10 protein-coding genes are annotated in these 16,796 nt (G+C 71.3%); 5 read left to right on the top strand and 5 right to left on the bottom strand.

Annotation, left to right across the window (positions count from 1 at the left end):
- Positions 1-79: 79 nt before the first annotated feature.
- Positions 80-1,276 carry a beta-ketoacyl-[acyl-carrier-protein] synthase family protein gene (locus H4W81_RS03675; RefSeq protein ID WP_192773473.1) on the bottom strand — a complete coding sequence of 399 codons (1,197 nt, stop codon included), beginning with the start codon at positions 1,274-1,276 and terminating at the stop codon, positions 80-82.
- A 125-nt stretch (positions 1,277-1,401) separates the two neighbouring features.
- On the opposite strand from H4W81_RS03675, the gene H4W81_RS03680 reads away from it, so the two are divergent.
- Positions 1,402-2,643, top strand: coding sequence for a cytochrome P450 (locus H4W81_RS03680; RefSeq protein ID WP_192773474.1), 1,242 nt, complete (start codon positions 1,402-1,404; stop codon positions 2,641-2,643).
- A gap of 188 nt (positions 2,644-2,831) precedes the next feature.
- Here H4W81_RS03680 and H4W81_RS03685 read toward each other — a convergent pair whose 3' ends face one another.
- Positions 2,832-4,253: a hypothetical protein gene (locus tag H4W81_RS03685; protein ID WP_192773475.1), complete on the bottom strand. Its 1,422-nt coding sequence runs from the start codon at positions 4,251-4,253 to the stop codon at positions 2,832-2,834.
- 525 nt (positions 4,254-4,778) lie between these two features.
- On the opposite strand from H4W81_RS03685, the gene leuS reads away from it, so the two are divergent.
- The 3 genes from leuS to H4W81_RS03700 all read left to right on the top strand — a co-directional run bounded on the left by leuS (position 4,779) and on the right by H4W81_RS03700 (position 11,206).
- Positions 4,779-7,259, top strand: a complete 2,481-nt coding sequence (leuS, locus tag H4W81_RS03690) for a leucine--tRNA ligase (protein ID WP_192773476.1) — start codon at positions 4,779-4,781, stop codon at positions 7,257-7,259.
- Positions 7,260-7,465: 206 nt separating this feature from the next.
- Positions 7,466-7,984 (top strand): DUF1697 domain-containing protein, encoded by a 519-nt coding sequence (locus H4W81_RS03695; RefSeq protein WP_192773477.1) that lies wholly within the window; start codon positions 7,466-7,468, stop codon positions 7,982-7,984.
- Between the two features lie 66 nt (positions 7,985-8,050).
- Positions 8,051-11,206 (top strand): S41 family peptidase, encoded by a 3,156-nt coding sequence (locus H4W81_RS03700; RefSeq protein ID WP_192773478.1) that lies wholly within the window; start codon positions 8,051-8,053, stop codon positions 11,204-11,206.
- 188 nt (positions 11,207-11,394) lie between these two features.
- Here the strand turns inward: H4W81_RS03700 and H4W81_RS03705 are convergent, their stop codons facing one another.
- Both H4W81_RS03705 and lexA read right to left on the bottom strand, forming a co-directional pair.
- On the bottom strand, positions 11,395-12,465 hold the full coding sequence (locus H4W81_RS03705) for a MalY/PatB family protein (protein WP_318781501.1): 1,071 nt from the start codon (positions 12,463-12,465) through the stop codon (positions 11,395-11,397).
- A 735-nt stretch (positions 12,466-13,200) separates the two neighbouring features.
- Complete coding sequence (lexA, locus tag H4W81_RS03710; protein WP_225958442.1) at positions 13,201-13,908, bottom strand: transcriptional repressor LexA; 708 nt, start codon at positions 13,906-13,908, stop codon at positions 13,201-13,203.
- A gap of 1,069 nt (positions 13,909-14,977) precedes the next feature.
- Between lexA and H4W81_RS03715 the strand changes: the two genes are divergently transcribed.
- Positions 14,978-15,541 carry a LysM peptidoglycan-binding domain-containing protein gene (locus H4W81_RS03715; RefSeq protein ID WP_192773479.1) on the top strand — a complete coding sequence of 188 codons (564 nt, stop codon included), beginning with the start codon at positions 14,978-14,980 and terminating at the stop codon, positions 15,539-15,541.
- A gap of 205 nt (positions 15,542-15,746) precedes the next feature.
- Here the strand turns inward: H4W81_RS03715 and H4W81_RS03720 are convergent, their stop codons facing one another.
- Positions 15,747-16,556, bottom strand: coding sequence for an alpha/beta fold hydrolase (locus tag H4W81_RS03720; RefSeq protein WP_192773480.1), 810 nt, complete (start codon positions 16,554-16,556; stop codon positions 15,747-15,749).
- Positions 16,557-16,796 lie beyond the last annotated feature (240 nt).

Raw genomic sequence — 16,796 nt, forward strand, 5'->3', positions numbered from 1 at the left:
CCGCGCGGCGGGTTCAACGTATTTACCGCAGCAAGAGGACCAGGGCTTCGGGCGCCACGTGTCTCCACTTTCGCAGGCCTCACCTGCCGAGGACGAGAGAGACGTTGTGCCCGCCGAACCCGAACGCGTTGACGAGCACCGCGCCCGGGGGCAGCGGGCGCGGGGACCCGGTCACGATGTCGAGCCCGACCGCGGGGTCCTGGGAGTCGAGGTTGACGGTGGCGGGGATGCGTCCGTCCATGAGGGAGCGCACCGCCGCGACCGCGGCCACGCCGCCCGCCGCCCCGCACAGGTGACCGAGCATCGACTTGATCGCGGTCACCGGCGGGTGCGCGCCGACCGTCTTGACGATCGCCGCCGCCTCGACCACGTCCCCGTCGGGCGTGGAGGTGGCGTGCGCGCTGACGTGGCCGACGTCCTCGGGGGAGAGCCCCGCCTCCCGCAGCGCGATCGTGACCGCGCGGGCCTGGCCCTCCAGGCCGGAGGCGGTGATGTGGACGGCGTTCGAGGTGATCCCCGCGCCGCCCAGCCGCGCCAGCACCCTGGCTCCGCGCGCCGCGGCGAACTCGGCCCGCTCCAGCACCACCAGGCCCGCGCCCTCGCCCATGACGAACCCGTCACGGGCCACGTCGAACGGCCGCGAGGCCCGCGTGGGCTCGTCGTTGCGCCTGGACAGCGCCCTGGCCTGGGAGAAGCCCGCCAGCGTGAGCGGGTGCACGCACGCCTCGGCGCCGCCCGCGACCACCACGTCCGCCCGGCCCAGCCTGATCAGGTCGAGCCCCAGCGCGATCGCCTCCGAGCCCGACGCGCACGCGCTGACGGGGGCGTGCGCGCCGCCCTCCGCGCCCAGCTCGATGCTCACCCAGGCGGCGGGCCCGTTGGCCATCAGCATCGGCACCGTGTGGGGCGAGACCCTGCGCACGCCCTCCTTCTCCAGGACGTCGTCCTGGCCGAGCATGGTCAGCGCGCCGCCGGTGCCGGTGCCGATCACCACGGCCAGCCGTACGGGATCGACCTCGGGCGCGCCCGCGTCGGCCCACGCTTCCCGCGCGGCCACCAGCGCCACCTGCTCGCAGCGGTCGAGACGGCGGGCCAGCGGCCTGCCGAGGATCTCCGCGGGGTCGTCGGTCAGCAGCGCGGCCATCCGCACGGGCAGGTCCCATTCCGTCGGCCGCACCCCCGACCTGCCCGCCAGCAGCCCCGCCCATGACCGCGCCACGTCGCCGCCGAGGGGAGTGGTCGCGCCGAGCCCGGTGATCACCACGTCAGATCTCATGCCTCCACGCTGCAAGGTGATGATCGCCGGCGCGGATGACGGGAGACACGAACGTCGCGGGCGAACGTTGTCGAACTCCCACACAATCTTGACGTAAGTGCTTACTTCCACCAACCATGGAGTTCATGACGCTCGTGGACTTCGACCTGTCGGATCAGGCCTTCTGGGCGCTGCCCATGGCCGAGCGCGAGGCCGCGTTCGCCCGGTTGCGCGCGCTCGACGAGCCCGTCTTCTTCGAGGAGATGGACGTCTCCTTCGCCCCGAAGGGGCCCGGCTACCACGCGTTGGTCCGGCACGCCGACATCCTCGAGGCCAGCCGCAACCCGTCGGTCTTCAGCTCGGGGCAGGGCGGCGCGACCAACATCCCCGACATGCCGCCCGAGTTCACCGAGTACTTCGGCTCGATGATCAACATGGACGACCCGCGCCACGCGAGGCTCCGCAGGATCGTCTCGCGCGCCTTCACACCCAAGATGATCAAGCAGTTCGAGGCGGACGTGGAGTCCGCCGCCGCGCGCATCGTCGACGACCTGCTGGCCAAGGGGCCCGGCTGCGACTTCGTCACCGAGGTGGCCGCCAGGCTGCCCCTGAAGATCATCTGCGACATGATGGGCATCCCCGAGAAGGACTACCGGTTCGTCTTCGACCGCTCGAACTTCATCCTCGGCGGCTTCGACCCCGAATACACCGGCGGCGACGTCACCGACATCGCCGGACGCCTGCTCAACGCGGGCCTAGAGCTCCAGCAGCTGGTCCAGGACCTGGCGGCCTACCGCGCCGAGCACCCCACCGCCGACCTCACCTCCTCGCTCGTCAACGCCAACCTCGAGGGCGAGCGGCTCACCATGCAGGAGCTCGGCTCCTTCTTCATCCTCCTCGTGGTGGCCGGCAACGAGACCACCCGCAACGCCATCTCCTACGGCCTGCGCCTGCTCACCAAGAACCCCTCCCAGCGGGCGCTGCTGCTGTCGGACCCGGAGGCTCACCTGCCGGGCGCGGTGGAGGAGATCGTCCGGCTGGCCTCGCCCGTCAACTTCATGCGCCGCAAGGTCACCCGCGACTTCGAGATGAACGGTCACCTCTACCGCCAGGGCGAGAAGGCGGTGCTGTTCTACTGGTCGGCCAACAGGGACGCCGCGGTCTTCGACGACCCCGACACCTTCGACATCACCCGCAACCCCAACCCGCACGTGGGGTACGGCGGGCCCGGCCCGCACTTCTGCCTGGGCGCGCACCTGGCCCGCAGGGAGATCACGGTGATGTTCCGCGAGCTGCTGAGCCGCGTGCCGGGCATCGAGGGCGGCAAGCCCGACCGGCTGCACTCCAGCTTCATCAACGGGATCAAGCACATGGAGTGCACCTTCTGACCTCGGACGCCGCCTGACCAGGGGTGGCTCCCCCTTGGATCAGGATCACCTCTCAGGCGTGCCGCCATCACCTCGCGGAGGGCACCCTGCCTGACGGCGAGGCGCCGGCCGGGTCCTCCGGCGCCCCGGCGGTCACCGCTGGGGGCGTGGAGCCGGGGAAGACGGCGGCCGCCATGGGGACCGCCGGGTCAGGAGGCCGCGGTGACCTTGATCTGCTTGAAGACGCTGTTGACGTCGGGGAGCAGTTCCTTGTGCTCCGCCGGGACCGACATGTACACGATCGCGGGCACGTCGGCGCCGGTGGTGACGGCCGCGGCGACGACGGTCGTCTTGACGCCGTCCACGGTCACGTCGTAGGCGTTCAGCTGCGCGGGCAGGCCGCCCACCTTGAGCGCCTGGGTGGCCGTCTTCTTGGCGGTGTTCGGGGTGGAGAAGTACAGCTTGCGGGCCGAGACCACGACGGCCTTGATCACCGGCTCGAGGTTCTCCGGCGAGGTGAAGGAGCCTGCCAGCTTGGCGGGCAGCGGCCCGGTCATGATCTGGGCGACGACCGGCTTGCCAGCGGCGTCGGTGCCGGCGGGGGCGAACTGGCGGGTGCTGTAGCCGTACGTGGACTTCATGGTGGTGCGGACGTCGGCCTTCCACGGGCCGCCCAGGCGGGGGATGGAGATGCCCGCGTCGGGATCGGCCAGGACGCCGGTCACCGGGGAGGGGTCGCCGGGGAATCTGGGCAGCCGGCCCACGCTGGGCTTCTTGGCCGTGGGCTTGCCGGCGGGGGCCGAGGTCGACGGCTCGCTGGCGGCGGTGGTCGCGGGCTCGGAGGCCAGCGGTCCGGCCAGGAAGGCCCACAGCAGGGCGGCGACCAGCGCGATGGCGACCGAGCCGGCCAGGGCGTAGAGCCACACGGGCTTGCCGGGCCCGTCGTCGCCCATGCCCTCGTACTCGTCGCCGAAGACGTTGTCCCAGAGCTCCTGCTGGCGCTCGGGCGGCGGGGTGCGCGAGCCGCTGATCTGACCGGCGGTGACGAAGCGGTGGTCGGGGTCGGAGGGGTCGCGGCTCAGGTTCGACCCGGGACGGGCCTCGCCCTGTGCCTCCTGCGGCGCGCCCTGTTGCGGCGGCGCCTGTTGCGGCGGCGCCTGTTGCGGCGGCGCCTGCTGCTGCGCGGCCTGCTGGGCGGCGTGGGCGCCCAGGGCGACGGTGTGCTCGGCGGGACCGCCGAGCGGGTCCGGCCGGCCGGGGGCGCTCATGGGGTCGAGGCCGGGAACCCCGGCGAGGGGGTCGCGCACCCGAGAGGCGGAGAGGTCGCCGGTGAGCGGGTCGAACCCGGGCTGGGCGCCGGGCATGCCGCCGTTGGGCTGGTTCGGCCCCGGGTGGGTGCCGCTTGCCGAGCCGTACGACGACGCGAGCGGGTCGGGCGCGGGCGTGCCGGGCAGGGGATCCTGCCTGGGCGGCCACGGAGCCGGGCTGGACAGGTTGGACCAGGCGGGCAGCGGGTCGCGGGCGGGCGGCGGCTCGGGCCTGCTCGGCGCGTTTCCGGATGGGCGGGGGGCCTCGGGCCACGAGCCCGAGGCGGGCTCGATGCGCGGGGCCTCGGGCCAGGCCGTGGGCACCGGCTCGTCGCGGGGAGCCTCTGGCCACGACGTCGGCACTTCGGGCCAGGACGGCGGCAAGGGTGACGCTCCGGAATTCTCCGTTGCCATTGCTGCCGTACCTCCCGAGGTTATGTCCGGATTGGACGCACCCGGCATGATCTCATGCGATGCCGGTGGTTCCGCAGCCAAACGTGAGAAGCCGGTGGGATCGGTCGGCGGATCCTGCATGGGCAGGTCGTCGTGCTCCCGTCCGGGCTCAGCTGAGCGCGCCACAGTGACGAGAGTAGACTAAAGGGACATAAGTGGGCGCATGGAGTGTAGAAGGTCGCATACCCCACCCTCGGTCTCGCGGGAGTAGAAGCGTCCATTGTGCCCGGATGTCCCCTGCCAGGCATGGCTTTTCCTGAAGACGAAGGGTTGCGGGCTGCGCTACTCTTGGCGTATGCGTTCCGCGACCCAGCTCCTTAGCGGGCCGCGACGGCCGTCGAGCTGAACCTCCCGTCGTCGCGGCAGCCCCTCGTTGCGTGAACGGGGGGTTTTCTTATGGGTCAGAGTCAACCGAAGGACATCGCCGTGAGTGAGTACGATCCGCAGGCGCTGCAGGCCAAGTGGCAGCAGCGATGGGAGGAGCAGGACCCCTTCCGGGCGAGCGAGGACGCCGCCGACACCCGGGAGCGGCGCTACATGCTCGACATGTTCCCCTACCCCTCGGGCGACCTGCACATGGGACACGGCGAGGTGTTCGCCATCGGCGACGTCGTCGCGCGCTACTGGTTCCAGAAGGGCTACAACGTCCTGCACCCGATCGGCTGGGACTCCTTCGGCCTGCCCGCCGAGAACGCCGCGATCAAGCGCAACGCGCACCCGGCCGAGTGGACCTACGCCAACATCGAGACGCAGGCCACCTCCTTCAGGCGTTACGGGATCTCCTTCGACTGGTCGCGCCGCCTGCACACCAGCGACCCCGAGTACTACCGCTGGAACCAGTGGCTGTTCATTCGCTTCTTCGAGCGCGGCCTGGCCTACCGCAAGGGCGGCCTGGTCAACTGGTGCCCCAACGACCAGACCGTGCTGGCCAACGAGCAGGTCGTCGCGGGCAAGTGCGAGCGCTGCGGCGCCGAGGTCGTGCGCCGCGAGCTGACCCAGTGGTACTTCAAGATCACTGACTACGCCGACCGGCTGCTGGACGACATGGCAGGGCTGGAGGGCGGCTGGCCCGAGCGCGTGCTGACCATGCAGCGCAACTGGATCGGCCGCTCCACCGGCGCCGACGTGAAGTTCGAGATCGAGGGCCGCGACGAGCCGGTCACGGTCTACACCACCCGCCCTGACACCCTGTACGGCGCGACCTTCTTCGTCGTCGCGGTCGACGCGGCGCTGGCCGACGAGATCGTCACCGACGAGCACCGGGCGGCCTTCGAGGCCTACCGCGCCGAGGTCGCGAAGCTGAGCGACATCGAGCGGCTGTCCCTGGAGAAGGAGAAGACCGGCGTCTCCCTGGGCCGCCACGCGATCAACCCGGTCAACGGCGAGCGCATCCCGGTCTGGGCCGCCGACTACGTGCTGTCCGACTACGGCCACGGCGCGATCATGGCCGTGCCCGCGCACGACCAGCGCGACCTCGACTTCGCCCGCACCTTCGACCTGCCGGTCAGGGTCGTCGTCCACACCGGCCTGGCCGACCCCGGCGAGACCGGCGTCGCCACCCCCGGCGAGGGCAAGCTGGTCAACTCCGGGCCGCTGGACGGCCTGACCAAGACCGAGGCGATCGCGAAGATCATCGACGTGCTGGAGGAGCGCGGCACGGGCGTCGCGACCGTCAACTACCGCCTGCGCGACTGGCTGCTGTCCCGCCAGCGCTTCTGGGGCACGCCGATCCCGATCATCCACTGCCCCGACTGCGGCGAGGTGCCCGTCCCCGACGAGCAGCTGCCCGTCACGCTGCCCGACCTGCGCGGCGAGGCGCTGTCGCCCAAGGGCGTCTCCCCGCTGGCCAGCGCCACCGACTGGGTGAACGTCGAGTGCCCCAAGTGCGGCGGCGCCGCCAAGCGCGACACCGACACCATGGACACCTTCGTCGACAGCTCCTGGTACTACCTGCGCTACACCGACCCCGGCTACACCGACGGCCCGTTCGACGTGGAGAAGGTCCGCCAGTGGGGCCCGGTCGACCAGTACGTCGGCGGCGTCGAGCACGCGGTGCTGCACCTGCTGTACTCCAGGTTCTTCACCAAGGTGCTGCACGACATGGGCATGGTCGACTTCACCGAGCCGTTCCTGCGCCTGCTGAACCAGGGCCAGGTCATCAACGGCGGCAAGGCGATGTCGAAGTCGCTGGGCAACGGCGTCGACCTGGGCGAGCAGATCGACTCCTTCGGCGTCGACGCGGTACGGCTGACCATGGTCTTCGCCGGCCCGCCCGAGGACGACATCGACTGGGCCGACGTCTCGCCCGCCGCCTCGCAGAAGTTCCTGGCCAGGGTCTTCCGCGTGTTCAACGAGGTGGCCAGCGAGCCCGGCGTCCCCTTCGCCGACGGCGACCTGGAGCTGCGCAAGTTCACGCACAGGACCATCGACGAGGTCACCAAGCTGGTCGAGTCGCACAAGTTCAACGTCGCGGTGGCCCGCATGATGGAGCTGACCTCGGCGATCCGCAAGGCGATCGACTCCGGGCCTGGCGCCGCCGACCCTGCCGTGCGTGAGGGCGCCGAGGCGCTGGCGGTCATGCTGTCGCTGGTCGCGCCGTACACCACGGCCGAAGGCTGGGAGCGCCTGGGCCGCACCGGCTCGGTCGCCCACGCGGGCTGGCCGGTCGCCGAGCCCGCGCTGCTGGTGCAGGACTCCGTGACCTGCGTGGTGCAGGTGGCGGGCAAGGTGCGCGACAGGCTGGAGGTCTCGCCCGACATCTCCGACACCGACCTGCGCGCGCTGGCGCTGGCCTCCGAGAAGGTGCGCGCGCACCTGTCCGGCGACCCGCGCAAGGTGATCGTCCGCGCGCCGAAGCTGGTCAACATCGTTCCCTAGCCGCACGTTCTTTCCTCGCCGCGCGTGCGGCGAGGCGCGGGCAGAGCGGCGGGTACGGCAAGGCGGGCTGACGGCCACCGGGGTCACTCGGTGGCCGTCCGTCTTTCACGCATCCTCCAGCAGGACTTCGGTGCCCGCCGTGACGTCGGCTCGTTCGCCGTGATACCTGACCGTAGTTGGCAGGTTCCCGGCGTAGCGTTCGAGACATGCGATACGTGGCGCTCCTGCGCGGGATCAACGTCAATCCCGGCACCCAGATCGACATGGCCGACCTGCGCGGCCTGCTCGAAGGGCTCGGCTACACCGCCGTCCGCACCCACCTGCGCAGCGGCAACGCCGTCTTCACCGCAGAACGGCAGCCAAGGGAGCAGATCGAGCAGGCCATCCGCGACAGGCTCCGCCTTCCCGTCGCGGTGATGGTGCGCACCGCCGACGAGCTGCGGGCGGTGGTCGAGCACAACCCGCTCGAGGTGCGCGAGCCGGCCAAGTTCGGGGTGGTGTTCCTGGCCGCGCCGCCCGACCGCGAGGAGCTGGAGGCGATCGACCCCGCGGCCTACGCGCCCGAGGTCATGCGGCTCGGCGAGCGGGAGCTGTACATCGACTTCCCCAACGGCCTGGCCAGGCCCAAGCTGCCGCCGCTGCTGGAGAAGAGGTCGAAGAACGCCGGCACGATGCGCAACTGGAACACCGTGACGAAGCTGCTGGAGCTGGTCGAGACCCCGTGAACGGCCGGGATTCGCGGCGAGAAAAATCTTCGGCCGCGAGGCCAGGTCCCGCATTAGTGTGCATCTGTGACAATTGGCGCTTACCTGAGGTACCCACACCTGCACGGAGACCTGATCACCTTCGTGGCCGACGACGACGTCTGGCTGGCCCCCGTAGACGGTGGCAGGGCATGGCGGTTCACCGCCGACCGCACTCCCGCCTCGTTCCCCCGCTTCTCTCCCGACGGCACCCGGCTGGCCTGGACCAGCACCAGAGAGGGCGCCCCCGAGGTCTTCGCCGCCGAGGTCGACGGACCCGAGGGCGAACGGCTCACGCACTGGGGCAACGCCGTCACGGGCGTGCGCGGCTGGACGAACGACGGCAGGGTCCTGGCGATCAGCCCGGCGGCGCAGCCCTCCCGCGACCGGATGTGGGCCTACGCCGTACCGCTCGACGGCGGGCCGGCCGAGCGCCTGCCGTACGGGTGGGTCAGCGAGGCGGCGGTCAACGAGGCCGGCGGCGTCGTTACGGTGTCGGCGATCTGGCGCGAACCCTCGCAGTGGAAGCGCTACCGGGGCGGCACCGCGGCCAAGATCTGGATCGACGCGGCCGGGTCGGGGGAGTTCACCAGGCTGTTCGCCGACAGCACCGCGCAGTACTGGTCGGCCATGTGGGTCGGCGACAGGATCGCGTTCCTGGCCGACCATGAGGGCAACGGCAACCTCTACTCGGCCCTGCCCGACGGCTCCGACCTGCGCAGGCACACCTCCCACGACGGCTTCTACGCCAGGCACGCGGCGACCGACGGCACCCGGGTGATCTACAGCCACGCGGGCGGCCTCTGGATGCTCGACTCGCTGGACGGCGAGCCGTACGAGCTGGACGTCAGGCTCGGCGGTCCGCGCCCGGCGCGGGCCAAGCGCCCCGCGCCGGGCAAGGTGAGCGACTTCGCGCCCGACGTCACGGGCCGCGCCAGCACGGTCGAGATCCGCGGCACCGCGCACTGGGTGACCCACCGCGACGGGCCCTCGGGCGTGCTGCGGGCCGAGCCGGGCGTCAGGGCCCGCCTGCCGCGCGTGCTCAGCGACGACGGTCTGGCGGTCTGGGTGAGCGACGCGACCGGCGAGGACGCGCTGGAGATCGGCAGGCCCGGCGGAGAGATCCGCACGCTCGCCGCCGGCGAGATCGGGCGGGTCCTCGATCTGGCCGCCGCCCCGGACGGCAAGCACGTCGCGCTCGCCACCCACGACGGCCGCCTGCTCGTCGTCGACACCTCCGCGGGCACCTCGTCGGGCTCGGTGAGGGAGCTCGACAGAACCGCCAACGGCGACATCAACGGCATCACCTTCTCGCCCGACTCGGCCTGGCTGGCCTGGTCGCACCCGCACCACGAGCCGTTGCGGCAGATCAAGATGGGCCGCGTCGACGGCACGTCCACCATCGACGTGACCTCGCAGCGTTTCAGCGACTACGCCCCCGTCTTCACCAAGGACGGCAAGCACCTGGCGTTCCTGTCGATCAGGACGTTCGACCCGGTCTACGACGCCCACGTGTTCGACCTGTCCTTCCCTGCGGGCGCCAAGCCGTACATCGTGCCGTTGCAGGCGACCACCTCCTCGCCGTTCGCGCCCTCCCTGGAGGGCCGCAGCTTCAACGGAGCCGAGGACTCCACCGAGGACGGCAAGGACAAGAAGGACGCCAAGCCGGTCACCGAGGTGGACGCCGAGGGGCTGCCCGCCCGCGTCGTGGCCGTACCCGTCCCCGCGGGACGGTACAGCAACCTCCGCACCGCGAAGGAGGCGCTGCTGTGGCTGCGCCACCCGCTCGCCGGCGAGCTCGGCGACGGCAACGAGCGCGAGGAGGTCGTGCTGGAGCGCTACGACCTCAAGAAGCGCGGCAGGTCCGAGCTGGCCAGGGAGGTGCGCGCCTTCGAGGTCAGCGGCGACGGCACGCGTCTGGTCACCAACGGCAAGAACGGCCTGCAGACCCGCGCGGCGGGCGAGGGCGACGAGGTCATCACCATCGACCTCGACAGGGTCCCCGTCACCATCGACCCCGTCGCCGAGTGGCGGCAGGCCTACCACGAGGCCGGCCGGCTCATGCGCGACCACTTCTGGCGCGAGGACATGAACGGCGTCGACTGGGCCGGCACGCTCGCCCGTTACGCGCCGCTGGTCGAGCGCATCGGCAGCTACTCCGAGCTGATCGACCTGCTGTGGGAGGTGCAGGGCGAGCTGGCCACCTCGCACGCCTACGCCAGGCCCAACGGCCAGGCGATCGACCCCAGGCGCCGCCAGGGCCTGCTCGGCGCGGACCTGGCCGTCCAGGACGGCGCATGGGTGATCACCCGCATCCTGCCGGGCGAGTCGTCCGACCACGCCGCCCGCTCGCCGCTGCTCGCGCCGGGCGTGGCCGTCCGCCCCGGTGACGCGATCGTCGCGGTGGGCGGCCGCCTCGTGGACCCGGTGCGCGGCCCGCAACCCCTGCTCGCCGGTACGGCCGAGCAGCCCGTCGAGCTGACCGTCCGCCCCGCCGCCGGCGGCGACACCCGCCGCGTGGTCGTCACCCCGCTGACCGACGACACCGCGCTGCGCTACCACGACTGGGTGGAGAACCGCCGCGCCTACGTCAGGCGGGCCTCCGGCGGCAGGCTCGGCTACCTGCACGTGCCCGACATGGTCGCCAACGGCTGGGCGCAGTTCCACCGAGACCTGCGCACCGAGATGCCGCAGGAGGGGCTGATCGTGGACGTCAGAGGCAACGGCGGCGGACACACCTCCGAGCTGGTGCTGGAGAAGCTGTCGCGCAAGGTGTCGGGATGGGCGATCTCGCGCGGGTACGAGCCCATGCGCTACCCGGAGGACTCACCGCGCGGGCCGATCGTCGCGGTCACCGACGAGTTCGCCGGATCCGACGGCGACATCGTCAGCGCGGGGATCAAGAACCGCGGCATCGGCCCGCTCGTCGGCACCCGGACGTGGGGCGGCGTGATCGGCATCGACGGGCGCTACCAGCTGGTCGACGGCACCGTGGTCACGCAGCCGCGCTACTCCTTCTGGCTGGAGGGCCAGGGGTGGGGCGTGGAGAACTACGGCGTCGATCCTGACATCGAGGTGGTCATCACGCCGCAGGACCGGGTGGCGGGACGCGACCCGCAGCTGGAGAAGGCGGTGGAGCTGGCGCTGGCGGCGCTGGAGGAACACCCGGCCGCGACGCCGCCCGACCTGCCTCCCGTGCCGTAGGAGAACGCGCCTCTCGTGCCCGGCCGCCGACCCGGTCACGAGAGGCGCGCATCTGATCGCCGTGCCGCCCGACTGCGAGCTGACCTGCCCGGCGGCTCCCCGGCACTCACGCCCGGCTACGCGGCGGCCGGGCCACCCGTCGCACGGCTCACGAAGGCGGACACGTCCTACGCCCACCCCGCATCGGGTCAGGTGTGGAGGTCTGTGGCGAGGGCTCTGTCCATGCGGTTCAGCACCTCCGTGAGGATGGCCTCGGAGGTGGCGAAGTTGAGGCGGACGAAGCTCTCCCCACCGGGCCCGAAGGCGGCGCCGTCGCTCACCAGGATCTTCGCCTCGCGTTCCAGGACCTCCGCCATGCCCGGACGCCCCAGGTCGAGCCAGGCCAGGTAGGTGGCCTCGGGCGGCACGTAGCCGGGGAAGCGCTCGGCGATGAGACGCCGGTTGCGGTCGAGCACGGTCATGGTCTCGCGTAGCCAGCCGTCCGCGTGCCGCCAGGCGGCGACGGTGGCCTCGACGCCGAAGACGTTGGCTCCGCCGTACAGGAAGGAGGGTTGGGCCTGGAGCGCCTCGCGCACCCACGAGGGGCCGACATGGGCCAGCGCGCAGCGGATGCCGCCCAGGTTGAAGGCCTTGGTGGCGGAGGTCAGCGTGATGGTGCGGTCGGGGAGGATCGCGGCGAACGGGATGTGCCGCCCGGGTTCGTACACGAGGTCTGCGTGCACCTCGTCGGAGATGACGATCAGATCGTGCCGCTCGGCCTGCTCGGCGAGCGCGGTGAGCTCGGCCCTCGTGAAGACCCTGCCCGTGGGGTTGTGCGGGTTGACCAGGACGAGCGCGCGGCATCCGGTCAGGTCCGCGAGGTCGGTGTGGAGGCGGCGGCCCATCTCGTCGAGCGTGCCGAGGAACGGCGGGTAGGCCGGGACCTGCATGGCCACGCCGTCGCGGGGCGTGGTGGTGAGGTGCAGGATCACCTGGAGCGCCTGGTTGAGGTCGGTGAACGAGCGCACCCATGACGGCTCCGCGGCCCAGCCGTACTTGGCCAGCATGCGCTCGGCGAACGCCTCGGCCAGGGGTCCCGCCTGTGGCTCACTGGCCCAGGCGGGGTAGCCGAGATCGCCGTGGGCACGTCGCTGGAGCGCTTCGATGATCTCGGGTGCGGTCCGGAAGTCCATGTCGGCGATCCAGCAGGCGATGACGTCCGGCCCGGCATTCGCCCACTTCAGCCCGTCTTTGACGGGCCTAAGGGTGATTTCGTCCACCTGACCAGAGTCACCTAAGACGCACGATTTATCCGGTACGCCACCGGGCCCCCAAGCCCTGAAGCCACGAGAACCCACCAGTACGGGTTCGGGTCGTACGGCCTCGGGCTCGAGCGGCCTCGGGCGCGAGCGGGTGGCACCTTCGCTCCGTGCGCTGATCCCCGAAGTAGCTTTCAGCAATCGGCTAGGTGCTGGGCGGCCCGCCTCCCGAGGGGCGAAGCAGCTCCACTGCGGCCAGGTTCCACGCCACAGGGCAGAGGCACGCTTATGCGACGCGTCATGGGCCGCCCGATCGACCGCCCCCGCCGGAGGATCGATCGAGCGACCCAAGCCCACGTTGCAGCCCAGGAACATGCACCTCAGGCGGCAGCACTTCATCAGAGCAATCGAGAGGAGCACGTCCACCTCGCGGTCCAAGGCGTTGTACGACACACCACCGACGCTTCGACCGGTCGCCCTTGGCGGAGAGTCGGTCGTTTCGAGCCCACGCCACCTCGCGCCCCGAGGTAGCGTGGGGCTTTCACGTCGCCGACCTTGTGCGGCATGCGTCATGGACCACTCGGCCAGCGGCGAGGGCCCGATCGAGCGGTGGGGAGCCGGTCGTTTCGAGCCCATGCCACCTCGCGCCCCGAGGAAGCGTGTGGCATTGACGTCGCCGACCTTGTGTGGGCGTGCGCCACGGGACGCTCGACCAGCCCCACGCGAGGGCCGATCGAGCGGTGGAGAGCCCTGAGGCTAGAGGCGGCGGAGGACCGCGACGACCTTGCCCAGGACGCTGGCCTCGTCGCCCGGGATCGGGTCGTAGTTGGAGTTGTGCGGGACCAGCCAGACATGGCCGTCCTTGCGCTTGAACGTCTTCACCGTGGCCTCGCCATCGATCATGGCTGCCACGATGTCGCCGCTCTCCGCGACCGGCTGCTGCCGTACGACCACCCAGTCGCCGTCGGCGATGGCCGCCTCGATCATCGAGTCACCGCTGACCTGGAGCAGGAAGAGCGTGCCCTCGCCGACGAGCTGCTTGGGCAGCGCGAAGACGTCCTCGACGCTCTCCTCGGCCAAGATCGGACCACCGGCGGCGATGCGCCCGACCAGTGGCACGTACGCCGCGGTCGGCCTGCTCACCGGAGCTTCGTCCTCGCTGCCGTCGGGGTCCACCCACAGCACGGGCTCGCCCGGCAGCCTGACCTCAAGCGCGCGGGGCCGGTGTGGATCACGCCTCAGATAGCCCTTGCGCTGCAACGCCGTCAGCTGGTGCGACACGCTGGACGTGCTCGTCAGCTGCACCGCCTCGCCGATCTCGCGCATGGACGGCGGGTAGCCCCGCTGCTGCACCGAGTCGCGGATCACCTCAAGGATCTTGCGTTGCCTGGGCGTCAGGCCCAGGGAGTCGCGACGCCGGACCGCAAGGTCGCTGACGCCGTTGTCGTCACTCCGCTCGCTCATGCTCTCCTCCTCGCCCGGCGGCCCGCCTCACCGGCGCGCCTTCCGGTCCGTGGTCTTCATGTCGCACACAGCGACCGTACCTCCGATTGAGATCAACTTCAAACAATTGTTCGAGTCTTCCTCGAAATCATCGGTGACGTGGTGTACAACATCGTACGGGAGTTCGATCGACACCGTGTTCGATTCGCTGATCTTTATTCGGCCTTTTCCTTGGGTCGACGGTGGCGGGAGGTCATCAGTGCGGGCGACCACAACCACGGATACAACCAGCCAAGACAGCCAACTGACCCTGATCGCCGACATCACGAGAGAGGAGCGCCGCCGCGCTCCCGTGGGCGCGCGCCGCCTCCGCCTCGTGCCCCCACCCCGCCCATCCGCCGGTACGGCCGGCGGTCCACCCCCGGAGAGCGACCGCCAGGCGATCTCCCAAGGCCAGGTCCGCGGCGACCCGGCCCACCCTGCCGACAAGGCGCTGAACGGGCAGGCGTCACCCGTGGGGCCGGTTCCGAGGCCATCGACAGGAGGGGCGGGTCGGCCTGGGGGAGGTCGCGGGGAGAGTGAAGTGGCGGGTCTGTACGGGCGTCAAGTGAGAGAGGCGGGGCCGTACGAGCGAAACCGCGGTGAGGGAGCAGTGGCGGCGGGGTCGTACCGAGGGGGTCGCCGGGCAAGGGATGCGGCGGGATCGTACGGGGGAGCGCGACAGGCGAGTGAGGCGACGGGGCTGCCAGAGGGCGGCCAGCGGACAAGGAGAGCGGCGGGGCTGTCCGGGGGCGGCGGCGGGGAGGGCGAAGCGGTGGGGTCGTACGGCGGAGCACGCGGAGAGAGGGGAGCGGCCGCGCCGTACGGGAGAGGCCCCCGGGTGGGGGGAGTGGCGGAGCCGGATCGGCGGGGGCGTCGTTCTGAGGCTCGAAGGGGTGGCGAGGGGCGCGGTGAGGAGCGCCGGGTAACGGGGACACGCCGGTCGGGGGACAGGCGGTTGCGGGTTCTTCAGGGCGGCGCGGCACAGGAGCCGGTTCAGCCTCGACGAGAGCCTCGCGCGGGGGAGCGAACGGGAGAACCGGGGGCAGCGATGAACACGCCACGAGGAACCGCGGAGAGGCGAGGCGGCGAGCCGACGCGCTGGCTGAGCGGCGTTGAGGCGACGGGCGGCCGGGCGGTCCATACGAGAGCCGGCGGCGGGCGGGGTCCGCGGCTGGGTGTGCTGCGGGGACGGCGCCTGTTCGGCAGGCGGAGGAAGGCGGTGCGGGCGGCACCGGGGCGGACCGCCCCCCGGGTACGGCTGGCGGCGGTGCCCGGTCCACGAGGCGAGGCGGTTCGGCGGCGTCCGATGCGGTTGACCAGGCGGGGGCGGGTCGTGGTGGTGGGGTTGTTCGCGGTGCTGTCGCTGGGCGGGTTCGTGCTCGGTGCCAAGGCGACCAGCTGGGCGATCGCGCAGGAGTCGAGCGGCTTGGGGCACGAGGGGCTGCCCTGGGTGATCGTGGAGAAGGGCGACACGCTGTGGAGCATCGCCGCCGCGGTGTCCCCTGGGGACGACCCGGCTGCGACTGCCGGGGAGATCATGCGTCTCAACGGGCTGAGCAGTTCGCTGATCCGTCCAGGCGGTCGCTTGTACCTTCCGGATCGCACGCCCTGACACCTGTCCAGCCGCGGGTACCGGTCAGTACTGCCGGTCACCGTGGGCTTCGAGGGGCCCGGGCTTCGAGGGACCCTGAGTTTCGAGGAACCCTGGGCTTCTTGGGACCCCCGTGCGCACTGCCTCCGTCATGCCTACCAGTCCCCTTTTGGGGACCTTGCGCACAGCTGAGCACGTTGGGCCTGTTTCCAACGGCCGAGTGTCCTCAGCCGCGCCTGTCGACCTCTCGCCAGAAGGCGTCGACGCGGGCGTTGAACTCGTCCGGGACCTCCTGGAAGGGCTGGTGGGCCTCCCCCGGCAGCACCTCGAACGCGGCGCCCGAGACTCCTTCCGCGACCTCGCGTCCCAGACGCGGAGGGGTCGCCCTGTCTATCTCACCGGCCAGGACGAGTGTCGGTACGGCGATCTCCGGCAGGCGGTCGAGTGTCTCGTGCGTCGCGAACGCCTCGAGTTGGCGTTGGAAGGCCTCGACGGACTGCTGATGCGGGAAGGCCAGCGCCTCCTCGATCATCCGCTCCACGGTGCCGTCGGCATGGGCGCGCGGCGTGTAGACCCACAGGAAGAACGCCTCCAGCATGGCCCGAGGGCTCGGGGCGGCCGCCACCATCCAGTGCCAGAAGCCGGTCATGGTGCGGAAGTAGGCGTCGGGGCGGGCGAAGGTGCTCATGAGGACCAGGCTGCGAACCAGTTCGGGATGGCGCAGCGCCAACTCCTGCGCGATGACGCTGCCGCCCGAGAAACCCGCCACGTGGGCGGCCGGGACATCGAGCGCGCGCAGCAGCGCGGCGGCGTCGTCGGCCATCAGGGGCACCGACAGCGGCCCCTGGGGCAGCGGCGTGCGTCCCGCCCCGCGGTTGTCGAAGGCGATGAGCCGGTAGCGGTCGGCCAACCCGTCGAGCTGGGCCTGCCACGCCTCGGCTGGATCGCTCAGCCCGGCGATCAGGAGGACGTCGGGCCCCCGGCCGCGGTGCTCGACCCACATCCGGGTCCCGTTGACATCGATTGCTTCGCCCACGGTCTGCCTCCTCGGCGTGGCCCCGAACACCGCTCGCCCACGGCCCGGACCGGCGGGCCCCGCCGTCTGTCTTCAGGCTCTCACCTGGACGAACACTAGCATTCGCGGGTCAGGCGCTCTCGACGGCCCTGGTGAACATCGCCTCGTCGACGGCCGCCTCCGCCTTCCCCCGGTCAAGGTCGGCCAGCTCGGCGTCCCGCGTCCCGGTGCCGCGGCAGAGGAAGGCGGTTTTCTCCCGAA

Source organism: Nonomuraea africana, assembly GCF_014873535.1.
GTDB lineage: Bacteria > Actinomycetota > Actinomycetes > Streptosporangiales > Streptosporangiaceae > Nonomuraea > Nonomuraea africana.